Annotated in this window: 17 protein-coding genes and 1 pseudogene; 6 read left to right on the forward strand and 12 right to left on the reverse strand. The window is 68.4% G+C overall.

Annotated features, from left to right (window positions below):
- Positions 1-58: 58 nt before the first annotated feature.
- The 7 genes and pseudogenes from ACYQ78_RS38000 to ACYQ78_RS38030 all read right to left on the reverse strand — a co-directional run.
- Positions 59-229: pseudogene (locus ACYQ78_RS38000) on the reverse strand (type II toxin-antitoxin system antitoxin); the annotation flags it as partial.
- Positions 222-1,073 (reverse strand): SPFH domain-containing protein, encoded by an 852-nt coding sequence (locus ACYQ78_RS38005; protein WP_459805840.1) that lies wholly within the window; start codon positions 1,071-1,073, stop codon positions 222-224. The gene ACYQ78_RS38005 and the pseudogene ACYQ78_RS38000, both read right to left, overlap by 8 nt.
- A 31-nt stretch (positions 1,074-1,104) precedes the next feature.
- Positions 1,105-1,398: a hypothetical protein gene (locus ACYQ78_RS38010; RefSeq protein ID WP_459805841.1), complete on the reverse strand. Its 294-nt coding sequence runs from the start codon at positions 1,396-1,398 to the stop codon at positions 1,105-1,107.
- 64 nt (positions 1,399-1,462) lie between these two features.
- Positions 1,463-2,227: a hypothetical protein gene (locus ACYQ78_RS38015; protein WP_459805842.1), complete on the reverse strand. Its 765-nt coding sequence runs from the start codon at positions 2,225-2,227 to the stop codon at positions 1,463-1,465.
- A 284-nt stretch (positions 2,228-2,511) separates the two neighbouring features.
- Positions 2,512-4,854, reverse strand: a complete 2,343-nt coding sequence (gene hrpB / locus ACYQ78_RS38020; RefSeq protein WP_459805843.1) for an ATP-dependent helicase HrpB — start codon at positions 4,852-4,854, stop codon at positions 2,512-2,514.
- A 10-nt stretch (positions 4,855-4,864) separates the two neighbouring features.
- Positions 4,865-5,926, reverse strand: a complete 1,062-nt coding sequence (gene rho, locus ACYQ78_RS38025; RefSeq protein ID WP_459805844.1) for a transcription termination factor Rho — start codon at positions 5,924-5,926, stop codon at positions 4,865-4,867.
- A gap of 188 nt (positions 5,927-6,114) precedes the next feature.
- The gene (locus ACYQ78_RS38030; RefSeq protein WP_459805845.1) at positions 6,115-6,633 is read right to left on the reverse strand and encodes an NUDIX hydrolase; all 519 of its coding nucleotides are present in this window, start codon (positions 6,631-6,633) and stop codon (positions 6,115-6,117) included.
- Positions 6,634-6,690: 57 nt separating this feature from the next.
- On the opposite strand from ACYQ78_RS38030, the gene ACYQ78_RS38035 reads away from it, so the two are divergent.
- On the forward strand, positions 6,691-7,422 hold the full coding sequence (locus tag ACYQ78_RS38035; RefSeq protein WP_459805846.1) for an NYN domain-containing protein: 732 nt from the start codon (positions 6,691-6,693) through the stop codon (positions 7,420-7,422).
- Between the two features lie 90 nt (positions 7,423-7,512).
- Here ACYQ78_RS38035 and ACYQ78_RS38040 read toward each other — a convergent pair whose 3' ends face one another.
- Together ACYQ78_RS38040 and ACYQ78_RS38045 are read right to left on the reverse strand one after the other, a co-directional pair.
- Complete coding sequence (locus tag ACYQ78_RS38040) at positions 7,513-8,091, reverse strand: LURP-one-related/scramblase family protein (protein WP_459805847.1); 579 nt, start codon at positions 8,089-8,091, stop codon at positions 7,513-7,515.
- A gap of 34 nt (positions 8,092-8,125) precedes the next feature.
- Entirely contained in the window at positions 8,126-8,716 is a 591-nt protein-coding gene (locus tag ACYQ78_RS38045) for a TetR/AcrR family transcriptional regulator (protein ID WP_459805848.1), read from the reverse strand.
- A gap of 72 nt (positions 8,717-8,788) precedes the next feature.
- Between ACYQ78_RS38045 and ACYQ78_RS38050 the strand changes: the two genes are divergently transcribed.
- Together ACYQ78_RS38050 and ACYQ78_RS38055 are read left to right on the forward strand one after the other, a co-directional pair.
- On the forward strand, positions 8,789-9,697 hold the full coding sequence (locus ACYQ78_RS38050; protein ID WP_459805849.1) for a hypothetical protein: 909 nt from the start codon (positions 8,789-8,791) through the stop codon (positions 9,695-9,697).
- A 2-nt stretch (positions 9,698-9,699) separates the two neighbouring features.
- The gene (locus ACYQ78_RS38055) at positions 9,700-10,686 is read left to right on the forward strand and encodes a lysylphosphatidylglycerol synthase transmembrane domain-containing protein (protein ID WP_459805879.1); all 987 of its coding nucleotides are present in this window, start codon (positions 9,700-9,702) and stop codon (positions 10,684-10,686) included.
- On the opposite strand, the gene ACYQ78_RS38060 is transcribed toward ACYQ78_RS38055, so the two are convergent.
- Complete coding sequence (locus ACYQ78_RS38060; RefSeq protein WP_459805850.1) at positions 10,683-11,225, reverse strand: TetR/AcrR family transcriptional regulator; 543 nt, start codon at positions 11,223-11,225, stop codon at positions 10,683-10,685. The genes ACYQ78_RS38055 and ACYQ78_RS38060 overlap by 4 nt on opposite strands.
- An 81-nt stretch (positions 11,226-11,306) precedes the next feature.
- Here ACYQ78_RS38060 and ACYQ78_RS38065 point away from each other — a divergent pair, with 81 nt between their 5' ends.
- The 3 genes from ACYQ78_RS38065 (at position 11,307) to lipB (ending at position 12,653) form a co-directional block, all read left to right on the forward strand.
- On the forward strand, positions 11,307-11,720 hold the full coding sequence (locus ACYQ78_RS38065) for a nuclear transport factor 2 family protein (RefSeq protein WP_459805851.1): 414 nt from the start codon (positions 11,307-11,309) through the stop codon (positions 11,718-11,720).
- Between the two features lie 86 nt (positions 11,721-11,806).
- Positions 11,807-12,001, forward strand: a complete 195-nt coding sequence (locus ACYQ78_RS38070) for a PspC domain-containing protein (protein ID WP_459805852.1) — start codon at positions 11,807-11,809, stop codon at positions 11,999-12,001.
- 16 nt (positions 12,002-12,017) lie between these two features.
- Complete coding sequence (gene lipB, locus ACYQ78_RS38075; RefSeq protein ID WP_459805853.1) at positions 12,018-12,653, forward strand: lipoyl(octanoyl) transferase LipB; 636 nt, start codon at positions 12,018-12,020, stop codon at positions 12,651-12,653.
- Here the strand turns inward: lipB and ACYQ78_RS38080 are convergent.
- Together ACYQ78_RS38080 and ACYQ78_RS38085 are read right to left on the reverse strand one after the other, a co-directional pair.
- Positions 12,646-14,160: an amino acid permease gene (locus ACYQ78_RS38080; protein ID WP_459805854.1), complete on the reverse strand. Its 1,515-nt coding sequence runs from the start codon at positions 14,158-14,160 to the stop codon at positions 12,646-12,648. The two genes, lipB and ACYQ78_RS38080, sit on opposite strands and share 8 nt — an antisense overlap.
- Before the next feature lie 31 nt (positions 14,161-14,191).
- Positions 14,192-15,097, reverse strand: coding sequence for a phosphotransferase (locus ACYQ78_RS38085; RefSeq protein WP_459805855.1), 906 nt, complete (start codon positions 15,095-15,097; stop codon positions 14,192-14,194).
- Positions 15,098-15,136 lie beyond the last annotated feature (39 nt).

Here is a 15,136-nt window from a genome sequence, read left to right on the forward strand (position 1 = left end):
GGACCGGACACACCTGCCATTTGAAGTCCCGTAACCAAGACGATGCCTAGTCGGACCTTTTCGGCGCCCGTCCCGCCTGAGCCAGCGCCATTCTCAGCGCGAATTCGATCTGCGCGTTGACACTGCGAAGGTCGTCGGCCGCCCACTTGGCGATCGCCTCGTGGACGGCCGGATCGAGCCGCAGCAGGAGCTTCTTCGGCTCCTTCTTGGCGGGACGTTCGTCAGGCATACAGACTGCCGGCGTTGACCACCGGCTGGACGGCCCGGTCGCCACACAGGACGACCAGGAGGTTGGAGACCATCGTGGCGCGGCGCTCCTCGTCGAGTTCGACGACGTGCTCCTCGCTCAGCCGGTCGAGGGCGAGCTGGACCATGCCGACCGCGCCCTCGACGATCTGCCGCCGGGCGGCGACGACCTGGGAGGCCTGCTGGCGGACCAGCATCGCCTGGGCGATCTCGGGGGCGTAGGCCAGGTGGGTGATGCGGGCCTCCAGCAGCTCGATGCCGGCCAGGTCGGTGCGCTCGCGGAGCTCGATGGTGAGCTCCTCGGCGACCGTGGCGCCGTCGCGGAGGCTGGTGCGCTCCTCGACGTGCGAGTCGTACGGGTGGGTGGTCGCCAGGTGCCGCACGGCGGCCTCCGACTGGATGGCGATGAAGTTCTCGTAGTCGTCGACCGAGAACGACGCCTTGGCGGTGTCGACGACCCGGTAGACGACGACGGCGGCGATCTCGACCGGGCTGCCGTCGGCGTCGTTGACCTTGAGCTTGGCGGTCTCGAAGTTCCGCACCCGGAGGCTGATGCGGTGCCGCTCGCTGAACGGGACCGTCCAGGCGAAACCGGCCGTCTTGATGGTGCCGACGTAACGCCCGAAGAACTGGACGACCTTGGCCTCGTTGGGGTTCACGATCGCGAAGCCGGATGCGGCCAGACCCACGATCACCACCGCCACGACCAGACTCACGATGAAGAACGCCTCGTCCCGGGTCAGGCCGAACAGCACCAGCGCGGCCGTCACGACGATCAGCGCGACCAGGATGACGAACCCGTTCATCCTGAAGGCCTCACGTTCCATGCGCATGCTCCTGACTATCGAAGTGATATCACTAAGATAGCTCGTCGGTATCGTCCAACGTCAAGAGTTCGGCCACGACGACTCTGTAGTGATATTTCCCGGTCGCCCCTTTGATCATGGTCAGGTACTCGTCGTCGCTGATGCGGTAGACGCTGCGGCTCACCGGGGTCATCGGATGCTGCGGGGTGTGCCGCACCGCGAGCTCGTACGCGATGGATCTGGCCTCTGGCCTTTCGCCTTTGACCTGGTAGATGTCCGAGATGCGCCACTCCTTGTTGCGGGGGCCGCCGACGTTCTCCTCGATGAGGACTCTCCACTGGCTCATGACCGGCGATCATGCCAAAACGCGCCCTCCCCGTAGGGAGGGCGCGTCTATTGGGCTACCGGGTCTACTCGCCCAGCAGGTTCTTCAGGGTCTGCGGGTCGACCTGCTTGACCTGCCCGGCGGGCGGGGTCTGCACGGTGACCGGCTTGTTGTAGTCCTTGACCGTCAGGTTCAGGTTGAACGGCGTCCCGCCCTCCGGGTTGCGGAACTGCTGCCGCCTGACCATGCCCGTGGAGTCGACCCAGGTGTCCACCCGCAGGGTCTTGGGCCAGTTGGACGGCGACGGCGACGGGGTGGGCAGACCGGCGGCCTGCGCCGCCTCCTGCGTGTCGAGGGTGGAGCTGTAGTGGGTGACGGTCTGGCCGCCGACCTGCTCCTCGCCCTCGTTCTCGACGTCCTTGTACGCGCTCGAAACCTGTTTGATCGTCGCCGGGTCCTGGAGGCGGCCGCTGGTGACGAGATCGGAGATCATCTTGCCGCGCTCGCCGGGCAGGTTCTTCAGCGGAACCTGCCACCACGTGTTGCCCTGGTTCGGGATCAGGCCGTCGCCGTTCACGAAGGCGGTGTCACCGCTGACGATGATCTGCGGCTGCGCGGAGTTGGCCTTCCCGTTGAGTGTGAGGGTGTTGACCTTGGCGGTCAGTACGCTGGGCTTGTTCTGGCGGGCCCAGGTGCCGCGTGCGTCGATCTTGCCGTTGGCGCTGAGGTGCATCGTGCCCGACGACGTGTTGGCCTCGGCGCTCTTGGTCAGCGCCTCCTGCAGGGCCGTGGCCGGTTCGGCCGTCGCCGAGGGGCTTTCCGAGGGGCTTTCCGAGCCCGAAGGGCTCATAGACGGCTCGGGACTCACCGCGGGTGCGGATGAGGGGACGTCCGGCACTGGTGTTGCCCATGCCGCCGTCGTCCCGACCCAGGCGGCGGCCGAGACCACTGCCGAGGCCGTGCCGAGAGCGGCGAGCCGAAGACGAGCGTGTCGCATGTGTCCCCCTGCGTATGCGATTTGTGCTGTCCCCAGCACCGTAAGTGGACAAATGGGATGAAAAGTAGGGGAATGTCCATTTGGGGAATAACGCGGATGATCGCTTGACCGAGAAGCGCCGGATCTTGACTGATCGTCTAGCGACGACGGGGGTTGGTCCGGGAAGTGGGCGGTGCGGCCAGCGGATCCTCCGGCCAGGGATGCTTCGGATAACGCCCCCGCAGCTCGGCCCGGACCTGCCGATAGCCTTCCCGCCAGAACGACGCCAGATCCCCCGTCACCGCGACGGGTCTTCCGGCGGGTGACAGCAGGTGGATGGTGACCGGAACCCCCGCCACGGCCGGGGTCGCCGTCCACCCGAACAACTCCTGGACCCGCGCCGCCAGCACCGGCCGGTCACCGCTGTAGTCGAGGCGGACCTGCGCGCCGGTGGGGATCTCCAGTCGTTCCGGTACGACCTCGTCGAGACGTACCGACCAGGGAACGAGCCTTTTGAGCGTGGCCGACACATCGACGGCGGCCAGATCGGCGCGGCGCCTCACCTTGGTGAGATCGAGCGCCTCGACCAGCGCGGTCCCGACCTCGGGCCACGGATCGCCTTTCGCCCGGCGCGCGAACTCCATCCGCTCCCTGAGCGCCTGGGCGGCCGGAGTCCACGTGAGCAGCCCCAGCCCTTCCTGCCGGAGCCCTTCCTTGACGGCCTCGGAGACATCGGCATTTTTCAGTGCTCTGGACGACAACTCGATCGCCCCCAGCCTGCGCGTGCGCCGGGCCACGACATCGCCGTCACGCCAGGCGATCTCGTCTTCCTCGATCACGGGCCCCGACATGAGCGCGGTGTCCTCATCGATGACGGCCGCCTGCCGGATCCGCGCGGCGGCCCTCCCGGTCGCCCGATCGGCCACCGCCACCGCCAGCCACTCGGCCTCACCGAGCCGCGACCCCTGCTGGACCTCGGCCCCCGTCCCCGAGGCCATCACGAACCCGGACCCGGGCCGCCGGCGAGCGACCCGCTCGGGATAGGCGAGCGCCACCACGATCCCGGCGGCCTGGTCGTCGCCGATGGCCTTTTCACCTGCGGGGATGTCCCGCATCAGCCGGTCGGCCTCCCGTCGCACCTCTGGTGTGCGGTTGGCCCGCCAGGCGGTGACGAGGTCGTCGGAGGCGTCTCTGGGGAGTTGTCCCGACAGGAGGGCGACGAGTTCGGCGGCCTTCCGCGCCCCGGTCAGCGGTGCGGCATCGAGCAACGCCCTGGCCAGCCGAGGATGCACTCCGATGTCGGCGATCCGTCGCCCGTGCGGAGTCACCTTGCCGTTGTCGAGGGCGTTCAGGAGGGTGAGGGTCTCTCTCGCCACCTTGAGGGCTCCGGCGGGAGGCTGGTCGAGCAAGGCCAGTTGGTCGGAGCCCCAGCAGGCCGCCTGGAGGGCGAAGGAGGTCAGGTCGGCCAGGGCGATCTCCGGCTGGGGATGGTCGGCCCGGCGTTCGGCCTCCGGCCAGCAGCGGTAGACGACTCCCGGGCCCTCGCGACCGGCCCGGCCCGCCCGCTGGGTGGCCGCCGCCTTCGACGTGGGGACGGTCACCAGGGAACCCAGGCCGCGGGCGTGGTCCATGCGGGGTTCCCGCGCCAGACCCGAGTCGACCACGATCCGCACCCCCGGCACGGTCAGGCTCGACTCGGCGACCGAGGTGGCCAGGATGACGCGGCGCTCCTGGCCGGGGGAGAGCACCGCGTCCTGGACCTGGGACGACGATCCGCCGTGCACCTGGAGAACGTGCAGGTCACCGAGCTGGCGGCCGACCGCGCCGAGTTCGGCCACGCCGGGCAGGAAGCAGAGCACGTCGCCGGTCCGCTCGCTGTAGGCCCGGCGGACCGTCGCGGCCACGTGGGAGAGGAAGGCCGCGTCGACCCGGGGCCAGATCACGGCCGGTTTGGGTGGCGGCGCCCACACGACGTCGAGGGGGTGCACCGCGCCCGGGGCCTCCACCACGGGCCCGCCGACGAGCGCGGCCCATCGGGGGGCGTCGGCGGTCGCCGACATGGCCAGAATGCGCAGGTCGGGGCGGAGAGCGGCGCGTACGTCAAGAAGGAAGGCCAGGGTCGTGTCGGCGTCGAGGTGGCGTTCGTGGCACTCGTCGACGATGACCACATCGACCCCGTCGAGCTCGGGATCGCGCTGGAGCCGGTGCAGCAGGACGCCGGTCGTCACGACCTCGATCTGCGTATTGCGGGAGACCTGGCGTTCGCCGCGGATGGTGTAGCCGACCCGTTCGCCGACCTTCTCGCCCAGAGACCAGGCCATCCGCCGCGCGGCGGCCCGGACGGCGATCCGCCGGGGCTCGGCCACCACGACCCTGCGTGGGGCCAGCGCGAGCGGGACGATCGTGGTCTTGCCGCTGCCGGGAGGCGAGGTCAGCACGGCCGCGCCGGCGTCGTCGAGGGCGGCCAGCAGTCGCGGCAGGGCGTCGGTGACCGGGAGCACGCCCGTCAGCTTAGGCCGCTTGGGACAGACCGAGGAGAAGCTCGGCGTTGGAGCCGGTGTCCTTCAGCCGGGACAGGAACGGCTCGTAACTCTCGTGGGTGTGCAGCGCCTTGCGCAGCCGCCAGACCAGCGGCAGCTCGGCGGCGTCGAAGAGGAGCTCCTCACGGCGGGTGCCCGACCCGGTGACGTCGACGGCGGGGAAGACCCGCTTCTCGGACAGGGCGCGGCTGAGCCGCAGCTCCATGTTGCCGGTGCTCTTGAACTCTTCGAAGAGGTTGTCGTCCATCTTCGACCCGGTCTCGACCAGGGCCGTCGCGATGATCGTCAGCGAACCGCCTTCGCGCAGCTTCCGCGCCGCGCCCAGCACCCGCTTCGGCGGGTGGATGGCCCGCACGTCGATCCCGCCGCTGAGCGTCTTCCCGCCGCCGGGCAGGGTCATGTTGTACGCCCTCCCGACCCGGGTGATCGAATCGATGAGCAGCACGACGTCATGCCCGAGTTCGACGAGCCGCTTGGCCCGCTCGACCGCGAGCTCGACGACGGTGATGTGGTCGGTCGGCGGCCGGTCGAACGTCGAGGCGATGACCTCTCCGTTCACCGACTCCCGCATGTCGGTGACCTCTTCGGGCCGCTCGTCGACCAGCACGACCATGAGGTGGACGTCGGGATGGTTGGCGCTGACCGCATTGGCGATGGCCTTGAGAATGAGCGTCTTGCCGGCCTTGGGCGGCGCCACGATGAGCCCCCGCTGCCCCTTGCCGATGGGGGTCAGCAGGTCGATGACCCGCGTGGACAGCACCGACTTGTTCGTCTCCAGCCGGAGCCGCTCTTCGGGGTGGACGGGGGTGAGCTCCGCGAAATGCGGCCGCTCGGCGGGCGGCCCGGCGTCGATGGAGACGAGCTTGCCGTTCTGGGCCGTGCCGTGGACGACGTCGCCCGTCCGGAGCCCTTTGAGCAGCTCAGGCGGTACGACGACATCGTTGGAAGATTTGAGGTAGCCGTCGACCCGGAGGTGACGACCGTCGAGGATGCCGCCCACATTTCGGGTACGGCGAACGAGGGGGGTTGCCATGATGGGCTCCTTGGGAGCACGGGAAGGCAGGCCACGAAGGCCCTGTGGGACGCCTTCGGCGAATCAGAAGTGAGGTTTTCGGGAACGTGTGCCGCTCAGCGGCCAGAAACACGCAATCCCGATAGCACCGTAACACGGAGAGCCGCGAAGGTGTTCCCCCGACTTTCCGCCGACCGCCGACGACGCCACTACGAACCGGCGGCGGGCCGGTGCACCTTCCCCGAACTGATCAGCCGCTTCGCCACTTCCTCCGGCTTCAGGTCGATCTCCGCCAGCCGGTCGATCGGGATCTCCTCGATGATGTACTCGCCCCGCCCCGGATCGGCGAACTCGGGGCCTGTCCTGAGCGCGGGATCCCATGCGTCGATCCGAGCCAGGTAGAAGTATTCGCCCCGGGGATCGAGGTAGAAGATCGACTCGATGACCGCACTCCCGCCGAGCTCCTCCCGGACCTCCCGCAACAGCGCGTCTTCCGGGCTCGCGTCACCGGGTTCGATGCCGCCGCCGGGGAAGACCCAGTAGGGCGCCTGCCCCGGCCGCACCCGCTTGATCGTCAGCAGGTGCCCGCCGGGGGTGAGGAGGATGGCGCGCACCCGCCCCGGCTCGGCGCCGTGCTCGATCCGCACCTGCTCATAGGCCTCCGCCGCGCCTGGCTCCAGATTGCGGCGGTCTCTGAGCTCCTGCCAGCTCTCACGTTGAGGGTTCATGAGACCAATATCCTGGTTCAGTACACGTACAGGACAGAAAATCGCTAACTTCCGCTTATGCGAATCGGGGTCTACGTCGACGGATTCAATCTCTACTACGGGGGACGGGCGAACTGCGGGCGAGGCGCGCCAGGGTGGCGCTGGCTCGATATCCGCGCCCTCGCCCAGTCGCTGGTCAACGCGCGTGTTTCCTGGCGTGGAGCACATATCGAACGGGTCGTGTACTGCACGGCTCGCGTCGATGGCGCCATCAGTGCCTCGGCCCACGCAGATCAGGATGTCTATCTGAAGGCGCTGCTCGCTCACGGAAGCGTGGATCACATCGAATACGGCTACTACGTGGCCCGCGTGAGAAGCGCGCCGCTGGCGGTCAAAGACGCGAAAGGCCGCCCCCAGCTCGTTCGGCCGCAGTGGCCGGTGCTGATCCAGGACAAGAACGGCGCTCCTGTGCTCGACGCGGTGTTCATGATGTCCGTCGTCAATCGCGAGGAGAAGGGCTCTGACGTCAACGTCGCCTCGCATCTCATCACCGACGTCCTCACCGGGGTCGTCGATGGTGTGGTGGTCATCTCCAACGACAGCGATCTGCGCCTCCCCCTGAGGCAGACTCGGCAGAACGTGCCGGTCGGGCTGATCAACCCGTCGCCCGGTCCGTTGGCGGCGAGCTTGAGAGACCAGGCCGCGGTGGGTGTCGGTGGGCACTGGTGGCGGCAGTTGACCGACAACGAGTTCTACGCCCACCAGTTGCCCGACCCGGTCGCTCGCTACAACCGACCCGCGGAATGGTGAGCGGGCACGCGGAAATCGCCACGGAGCGCAAACGATCAGCTACAATGGAGATGTAGACCACCCGGCTCCTTGTGGGCCGGGTTTTTCCTTTTATCTGGACTGCAGCGCGTCCAATGCCACCGCCATCGCGATGACCAACCGCCGGTCCAACCTCGGGTCGTTGATCTCGATGGCGTATCTGTCGCGCAGGCCCCACTTGCGGTCGACCGAGAAGGCGATCGAGGCGCCCACGCTGAAGTCGAAGTGGTAGGGCAGCCACTCCAGGGAGTCGGAGAAGCGGCGTAACAGGGCCACCGACAGCTTGCGTTCGGTCCCCGTGTACGTCGGCAGCCCGGGCTGCTGCACGTGCCACGTCGAGCGCAGCAGCGACTTCCCGAAGTCCTTGCGGAACATGCCGATCGAGGTGCCCGAGGCGTCGACCACGTCGTAGCCGCTCGCGAGGTCGATGACCTTGCGGGCCTTGAAGGAGGCCAGAGCCTCCGCGCGGGACTCGTCGGTGTAGAAGGTCACCTGCTCTTTCAGAGTCAGGCGTTTCTGTTCGGCGAACGCGACCACCGTGCCCTCGGAGCCGTCGGGGGACTCCGTGCTCACCACGTAACGGTTGACCATCGGGGTGATCTTCTGGCGAAGGATCAGCTTCGAGTGGGTCTGGAGGGCCGTCGCGTCCACAAGAACCTCCGTTTTCAGGGCCTTTCCCACCCTATTACCCAAGATCCCCTGTCAGATAGCGCTGGACGGACGGGCCTACGGAGATCACCAGTTCGTCGACGGTCATGGCCGTCATGGGTTCGAGGGCGAGGATGTAGCGGGCGAAGGCCATGCCCATGAGCTGGGCCGCGGCGAGGATCGCGCGGCGCTCGGGATGGTCGCCCGGCAGGTGTTTCGCGATGGGGGCGGCCAGTTCGCCGGTCATGAAGTCGCGCATGATCTGGGCCGCCGCCGGCGTGGTGGCTATGGAGCCGACGATGGCGCGGATTCTGGGGCCGGTCTCCGGGCTCTCCCAGAGGTCGAGGTAGCGGCGCGTGAGTCGTACACCCAGAGAAGACGGGTCGCCCGAGAGGGCCGAGCCGAGTTCCTCGACGGGCATGGCGCCGCGCAGGGCGGCGTCGAAGAGGCCGTCTTTGGAGCCGAAGAAGTGCATGACCAGGGCCGGGTCGACGTCGGCGGTGCGGGCGACGGCGCGGATGGTCGTGGCGGCGTAGCCCGACTCGACGAAGGAGGCGATGGCGGCCTCCAGGATCGCGTCTCTGGTCTGGGGTGAGCCGGGCCGGCGTCCTGACTTGCTGCTTTCCATGTGGACTATTCAACCACGTTGAATTCATCTATGTTGAACTCAACAGCGTTGAAGTCATCAATGGGAGAAATCATGAAGAGGCTGATCCCGGCCGTGGTGCTGGCCACGCTCATCGGGATGTTCGTCGTCGGCTCGTTCGTGGGGGCGCTGCACTCGCCCGAGCCCCACGACGTGCCCGTCGCGGTCGTCGGGCCGCCGCAGGCCGTCGGGCCGATGGCCGAGAAGCTCCAGGGCAAGTTCGAGCTCACGGCCTACGCCGACGAGGCCGCCGCCCGCGAGGCGCTGGCGAACCGGGAGGTCGACGCGGTCGTGCTGCCGCAGGCGCAGAAGCTGGTGGTCGCCAGTGCGGCGAGCCGGTCGGCGTCGACGATCATCACCTCGGTGTTCACGGCCGCCGCGCCCCTCACCGTCGAGGACGCGCATCCGCTGCCGCCCGGCGACCAGGGCGGGATCGCCGGGATGTTCTTCGTGATCGGGCTGGTCATCCCGGGCATCGCCATCGGGGTGGCGGCGGCCAGGGAGAAGCCGCTCGTGGGGCTCGGCGGCGTCGCGCTCGCCGGGGTCACCGTCGGGCTGGCCAACGCCTGGCTCGGGGACGTCGTGTTCGGGGCGCTGCCCGGGGCCTTCCTCGCGCTGGCGGGGGTGTCGGCGGCGATCGTGATCACGCTCGGGCTGGTCGTCTCGGGGCTGGTGCGGATCATCGGAACGGCCGGGGCCGGGCTGGCCGGTCTGCTCTTCGTGCTGGTCGGGGTGCCGGCCAGTGGCGGGCCGCTCGGGGCGCGGTTCATCCCCGAGTGGTACGCGGCGATCGGGAACGTTCTTCCGGTGGGCCAGGGATCGGCCGCCATCAGGAACGTCGTCTTCTTCGACGGGGCCGCGCTCGGGCTCCCCCTGCTGGTGCTGGCGGGGTGGGCCGCGGTTGGCTTGACCCTGACCCTCTCAGCGATGTCTCAGGTCAAACGTGCATCATTCTTGGGGTGAGGATGATTCGCCGGTTGAAATGGCCGGCCATGGCGGGGCTGGCCGTGTTGGCGTACCTCACGCTGCGGGACTCCCTGCCATCACCGTCCGAAGTGTGGAATGTGATCACCGCGGCCGACACCAACTGGCTGCTGGTGGCCGCGGGGTTCCAGTTGCTGGCCATGGTCGTGTTCGCGCGGTTCTTCCGCCGGTTGCTGGCGCTGGGCGGGGTCAAGGTCTCCCGGCCGCGGATCCTGGCGGTCACCTTCGCCAGGAACGCCGTGGCGGGGTCGCTGCCGGCCGGGCCGGTGGTGTCGGTGGCGTACACGACCCAGGTGTTCGCGAAGCTGGGCGCCGGGAAGCGGCTGATCGCGGCGGTGCTGGTGCTGGCGGCGGCCTACTCCGGGGGCACGTTCGGGGTGCTGGCGCTGGTGGCGCTGGTCTTCTCGCCGGAGACCCGGACGGTCACGCTGATCGCGCTCGGCGGGGTGATCGTGCTCGGGGTGCTGGTCTTCAAGGCCGGGCACCTGATCGACCGGATGCCCAAGGTGGCCAAGCAGTTGCGGGCCACCTTCGCCACGGTCGGCGGCACCCGGCGCGACCATCTGCGGCTGGCCAACCTGGCGCTGCTCAACTGGGTGCTCGACGTCGTCAGCCTCGGCGCGGTCTGCGTCGCGATCGAGGTGACGGCCAACCCGCACACCGTCCTGCTGGGGTTCGTGGCGGCCAAGACGGCCGCCGCGTTCGCCGTCGTGCCGGGCGGGCTGGGGGTGGCCGAGGTCGGGATGGCGGCGACGTACCTGGCGGCCGGGATGTCGGGCGGGGAGGCGGCGGCGGTCGTGCTGCTCTACCGGCTGGTGTCCTACTGGATGAACCTCGTCATCGGGTGGATCGCCTGGATCCTCCTGCACGACTCGATCAGGAAGGCGACCATCGGGGCGCTGGTCAAGTTCGGCGCCGCTTTGAGCCCGTTCGCCTATCCGCCCTCCGACCGGCACGTCGCCCCCTAGGCGCGCAGCCCGTCGAGCAGCCTGGCCACCGTGCGGTGGCGCAGGTCGGGGGTCCATCCGGCGGCCAGGGCGCCGTGGCAGGCGGCGGTCAGCAGCGCGGTGACCTCGTCGGGCCGCACGTCCGGCCGCACGGTCCCGGCCGCAACGGCCCGCGCGAGCAGCGCCTCCACGGCGGCGCCCAGACCCGCGACCTGGCGGTCGACCCCCACGTCGGTGCCGCCGGCGGCGAGCAGGTGGACGACGGTGCGCGCGCCCGCCGCGTATTCGACGACCTGGGCGAAGAACGTGAACAGCGCCTGTCCGTCGCCTTCGGTGGTGAGCCTGGTGGCCCAGGCGGCCAGCCGCTCCTGGAGGTCCTTCATCAGCGCGGTGAGCAGGTCGGCCTTGGTGGGGAAATGCCGGAAGACGGTGCCGACCGCGACCCCCGCCGTACGGGCGACCTCCTCGGTCGACGCGGACGTGCCGTGGGTGTCGAACACCTCGGCGGCGGCGGCCAGGATGCGGGCCCGGTTGCGCAGGGCGTCGGCGCGAGGGGACAACAGCGCTCCGTTGACAAGATGAGTGGTGACTCATAATTTAGGCCACAGAAAGTGAGTCGCTACTCATTTTAGGAGCCGCGCATGCTGCTGACCGGACCGCGCGAGGCGTTCGAACGATTCCGCGACCATCTGCTGACCCCGTCCGCCGCGGGTCTCGAACACTTCCTCGCCGACGACGGGGTGGTCGAGAGCCCGTTCGCCCCGCCGGGCACGCCCCGGCGCATCGAGGGACGGGAGGCGTTCGTGGCCAGGGCCGCGCCGCAGCGGGAGGCGGTGCGGGCGCGCATCACGTTCACCGACGTGCGTGACGTGGTCGTGCACGAGACGGCCGACCCGCAGGTGGCCTTCATCGAATACGAGGTCGAGGGGGTGCGCGCGGCCGACGGGCTGCGGGCGGCGGCGCCGTTCGCGGTGGTGGTGCGGGTCAGGGACGGGCGGGTGGTCCTGTGGCGGGAGTACCAGAACCCGATGGCGATGGCACTGCTCGTCACCTAAGGGTTTTCTCAGGGTTCGTGGTGGAACGGGGTGATTTGACGGTTCGTTGAACCGAGTAACCGATCCACACGATGGAGGAACTCCTGATGCACCGATCCCGTCACCACAAGATCATCGCCGGGGTCTGCGGCGGTATCGCCGAGCGCTTCAACATGCCGCCGACGCTCGTCCGGCTGCTGTTCGTCCTCTCCTGCATCCTCCCCGGTCCGCAGGTGATCGCGTACCTGATCATGTGGGTGCTCTTTCCCAAGGCACCCGCGCAGAAGTACGCGCACCACTGACCTATCCTCTGTTTTCATGGACGCACGGCCGCTGACCCTGATCCACGATGAGCTGGTCGACTACGAGAAGGCCATGGCCACCATGGAGGAACTCGTCGTCGAGCGCCAGGAGGATCGCCGACCCGACACCCTGTGGCTGCTCAGCCACCCGAAGGTGTTCACGGTCGGCCGGCGGACGCTGACGGAACACCTGCCCGACCCCTCCCACGGCATCCCCGTGGTGACGACGACCAGGGGCGGGCAGCTCACCTACCACGGCCCCGGGCAGCTGGTCGGCTATCTGATCGTCAAGCTGCGCGTCGGCGAGGGGGTCGTCGACTACATCCGCGAGGTCGAACTCCGGCTGGTCGAGGCCCTCGCCGCGGTGGGTGTCGAGGCCGAGCGGCGCGACACGCCGCCCGGCTCCGAGCTGCTCACCGGGGTCTGGACCCGCGCGAACGCGCGCAAGATCGTCTCGATCGGGATGCGCGCGTCCAAGGGCGTGACCAGCCACGGCTTCGCCATCAACGTCGACGGCGACCTCACCCCGTGGGACCTGGCGGTGCCCTGCGGGATGCCCGACGTCGACATGACGTCGGTCTCGCGTGAGGTTCACTCCGGTGACATGGCGACGGTGGCCGCCGCCGTGGCGGCGACCTTCGAAGCTATTTGACCTCTTCGTCCACGGTCCGGCGCGGGCCGGTGAACCAGTGGCGGGCCGACAGCGCCCACCACAGGCCGACGCCGATGACCATCACACCGACGACGATCGGCGCGTAGTTCACGGCGGTCCAGGCGAAGTCGGCGGAGAACGGCACCGCGGCGGGCGACAGCGGCATGATGAAGTAGATCGACACGATCACGATCTCGATGATCGCGATCCAGCCCATCACCTTGTACTTCGAGCCCAGCGTCCACGGGCCGGGCTGGAACCGGTCACCCATGCGCAGCCGCAGGTAGATCGGGATGGCGAAGGCGATGTAGAGGCCGATTACCGCTACCGAGACGACGGCGTAGAACGCCACCGGGGTGGTCGATCCGGCCGGCGCGTAGAGGGCGGGCAGGGTCAGGATCAGGGCCGCGATGCAGCCCAGGATGATCGCGTTCACCGGTGTCCGGTTCTTGTCCACCTTGGACCAGAGCCGCCACCCGGGGACGGCACCGTCCCGGGAGAACGCGTAGGTCATCCGCGACATCGAGGTCACGCAGCTCATGCCGCAGAAGAACTGGCCGATCGTGGAGATCGCGAAGATCGCGTTGGCCAGGTTCCCCGACAGTGAAGTGTCGAAGATGGCCCCGACGAAGCCGCCCGCGTCGTTGATCGCGGTCACGTCGGTGGCCGCGAACAGGAAGGCCAACAGGAGCACCCAGCCGCCGATGGCCGAGTAGAAGATCGACTGCCACAGCCCGCGCGCCGCCGACATTGAGGCGCCCTGCGTCTCCTCCGACACGTGGGCACAGGCGTCGAAGCCCGTGATCGTGTACTGGGTGAGCAGGAAGCCCAGCGGCAGCACGAAGAACCAGAAGGTGCTGTCGCTGAAGCCCGACCGGTTGATCGTCTCGGTGAAGACGAACGACATCGACTGGTGCGAGTCCGGGCCGAAGATCAGGATCAGCACGACCGCGGCGGCGCCGAACACGTGCCACCACACCGAGACGTTCTGGAGCAGCGCGATCAGCCGGTGGCTGAAGATGTTGATCAGTGCGTGCAGCGCCAGGACGACCGCGAACAGGATGAACGTCATCGTCAACGAGATCTCAAGGCCGAAGAACCGGTTGAGTGTGATGTTCAGGAACGTCGCGCAGCCGTAGTCGACCGACGCGGTCACCGCCACCAGGCCGATGAGGTTGAACCACCCGGTGAACCAGCCGTGGATCGGCTTGCCCATCTTGGCGGCCCACCAGTAGATGCCGCCCGCCGTCGGATAGGCCGACACCAGCTCCGACATGCACAGGCCGATGATCAGGATGAAGACCGAGATCAGCGGCCAGCCCCAGGAGATGGCGATGGGCCCGCCGTTGTTCCAGGCCTGTCCGAACGTGGTGAAACAGCCGGCCAGGATCGAGATGATGGAGAAGGAGATCGCGAAGTTGGAGAAGCCGCTCCAGGTTCGGGACAGCTCCTGTTTGTAACCGAGTTCCGCCAGTCGCTTGGCGTCGTCGTCGAGGGATTGAGCCATCGAGGCCTCCTCATGCCGTGCAGTGGGGGGGTTACCGGCCGGCGGCCTCCATGAGAGCTCCGAAGCCGGGGTCCGTGAGGTCGCCCGTCGCCTTGGCGAACTTGGTGGCGGCTTCGGCGTTGTAGTCGAAGTCGCGCTGCTGGGCGACCAGCCCGTGGTGGACGACGAACCAGAGTGTCCAGGTCAGATTGGACATGATCACGTTCAGTCGCACGCGGGCGATCAGTGCCTCGTCGTGGGTGCCGAAATAGGCTCGGGTGAGCCGTTCGACGTCGTCGGGGTCGAAGGAGGCCTCGGCGGCGATGTCGCCCAGTTCGAAACAGGGGTCGTTGTTGCCGGAAAGCTGGTAGTCGACGATTCTGACCCGGCCCTGCGCCTCGATGAAGTTCTCGGGGAGCAGGTCGTTGTGGCAGGGTACGTCCGTTATGTGGCGTTTCGCCAGGGTTTGTTCAATCGCGTGGACGGTCCCGGCCCAGTCGTGGAAGCCGTCGGGGACCGTCAGGTCGTGCTCGCGGCAGAGGGCGACGAAGCCGTCGTACTTGCGGAAGATCGAGAAGTCGTTGGCGAAGCGCGGACCGGCGTGGAGCGCCTTGCAGGCCTTCGCGACCTGCGAGATCCGGGCCCGGACGGCCGGGGCGTCGAGCGTGACGCCGTCGATGTACTCCAGGATCAGCGCGCCCGGCAGTTCGTGCAGCACCCGGGCGCCGACGCCCGTGTCGGCGGCGACCAGCGTGTTGGCGATCTCCTGGTCGAGGGGGAGGCCGAGCCCTGTGGCGGCGATCTTCGGATCGAGCACGCGCAGCAGCCAGCGGTCGCCCTCGTCGGTCTCCACCCGGGCGATGTAGTGGCTCAGTCCGCCCTTGATCCGGGTATGAGTGATCGGGCGGCCGGCCCAGGACGCGACCAGACCCAGCGCGGCCGCGACAGGATCTGGCATGCCTGACTCCTTTTGGTCTACGTTTAGACCATTGATCGC

The organism is Herbidospora sp. RD11066, assembly GCF_054661255.1.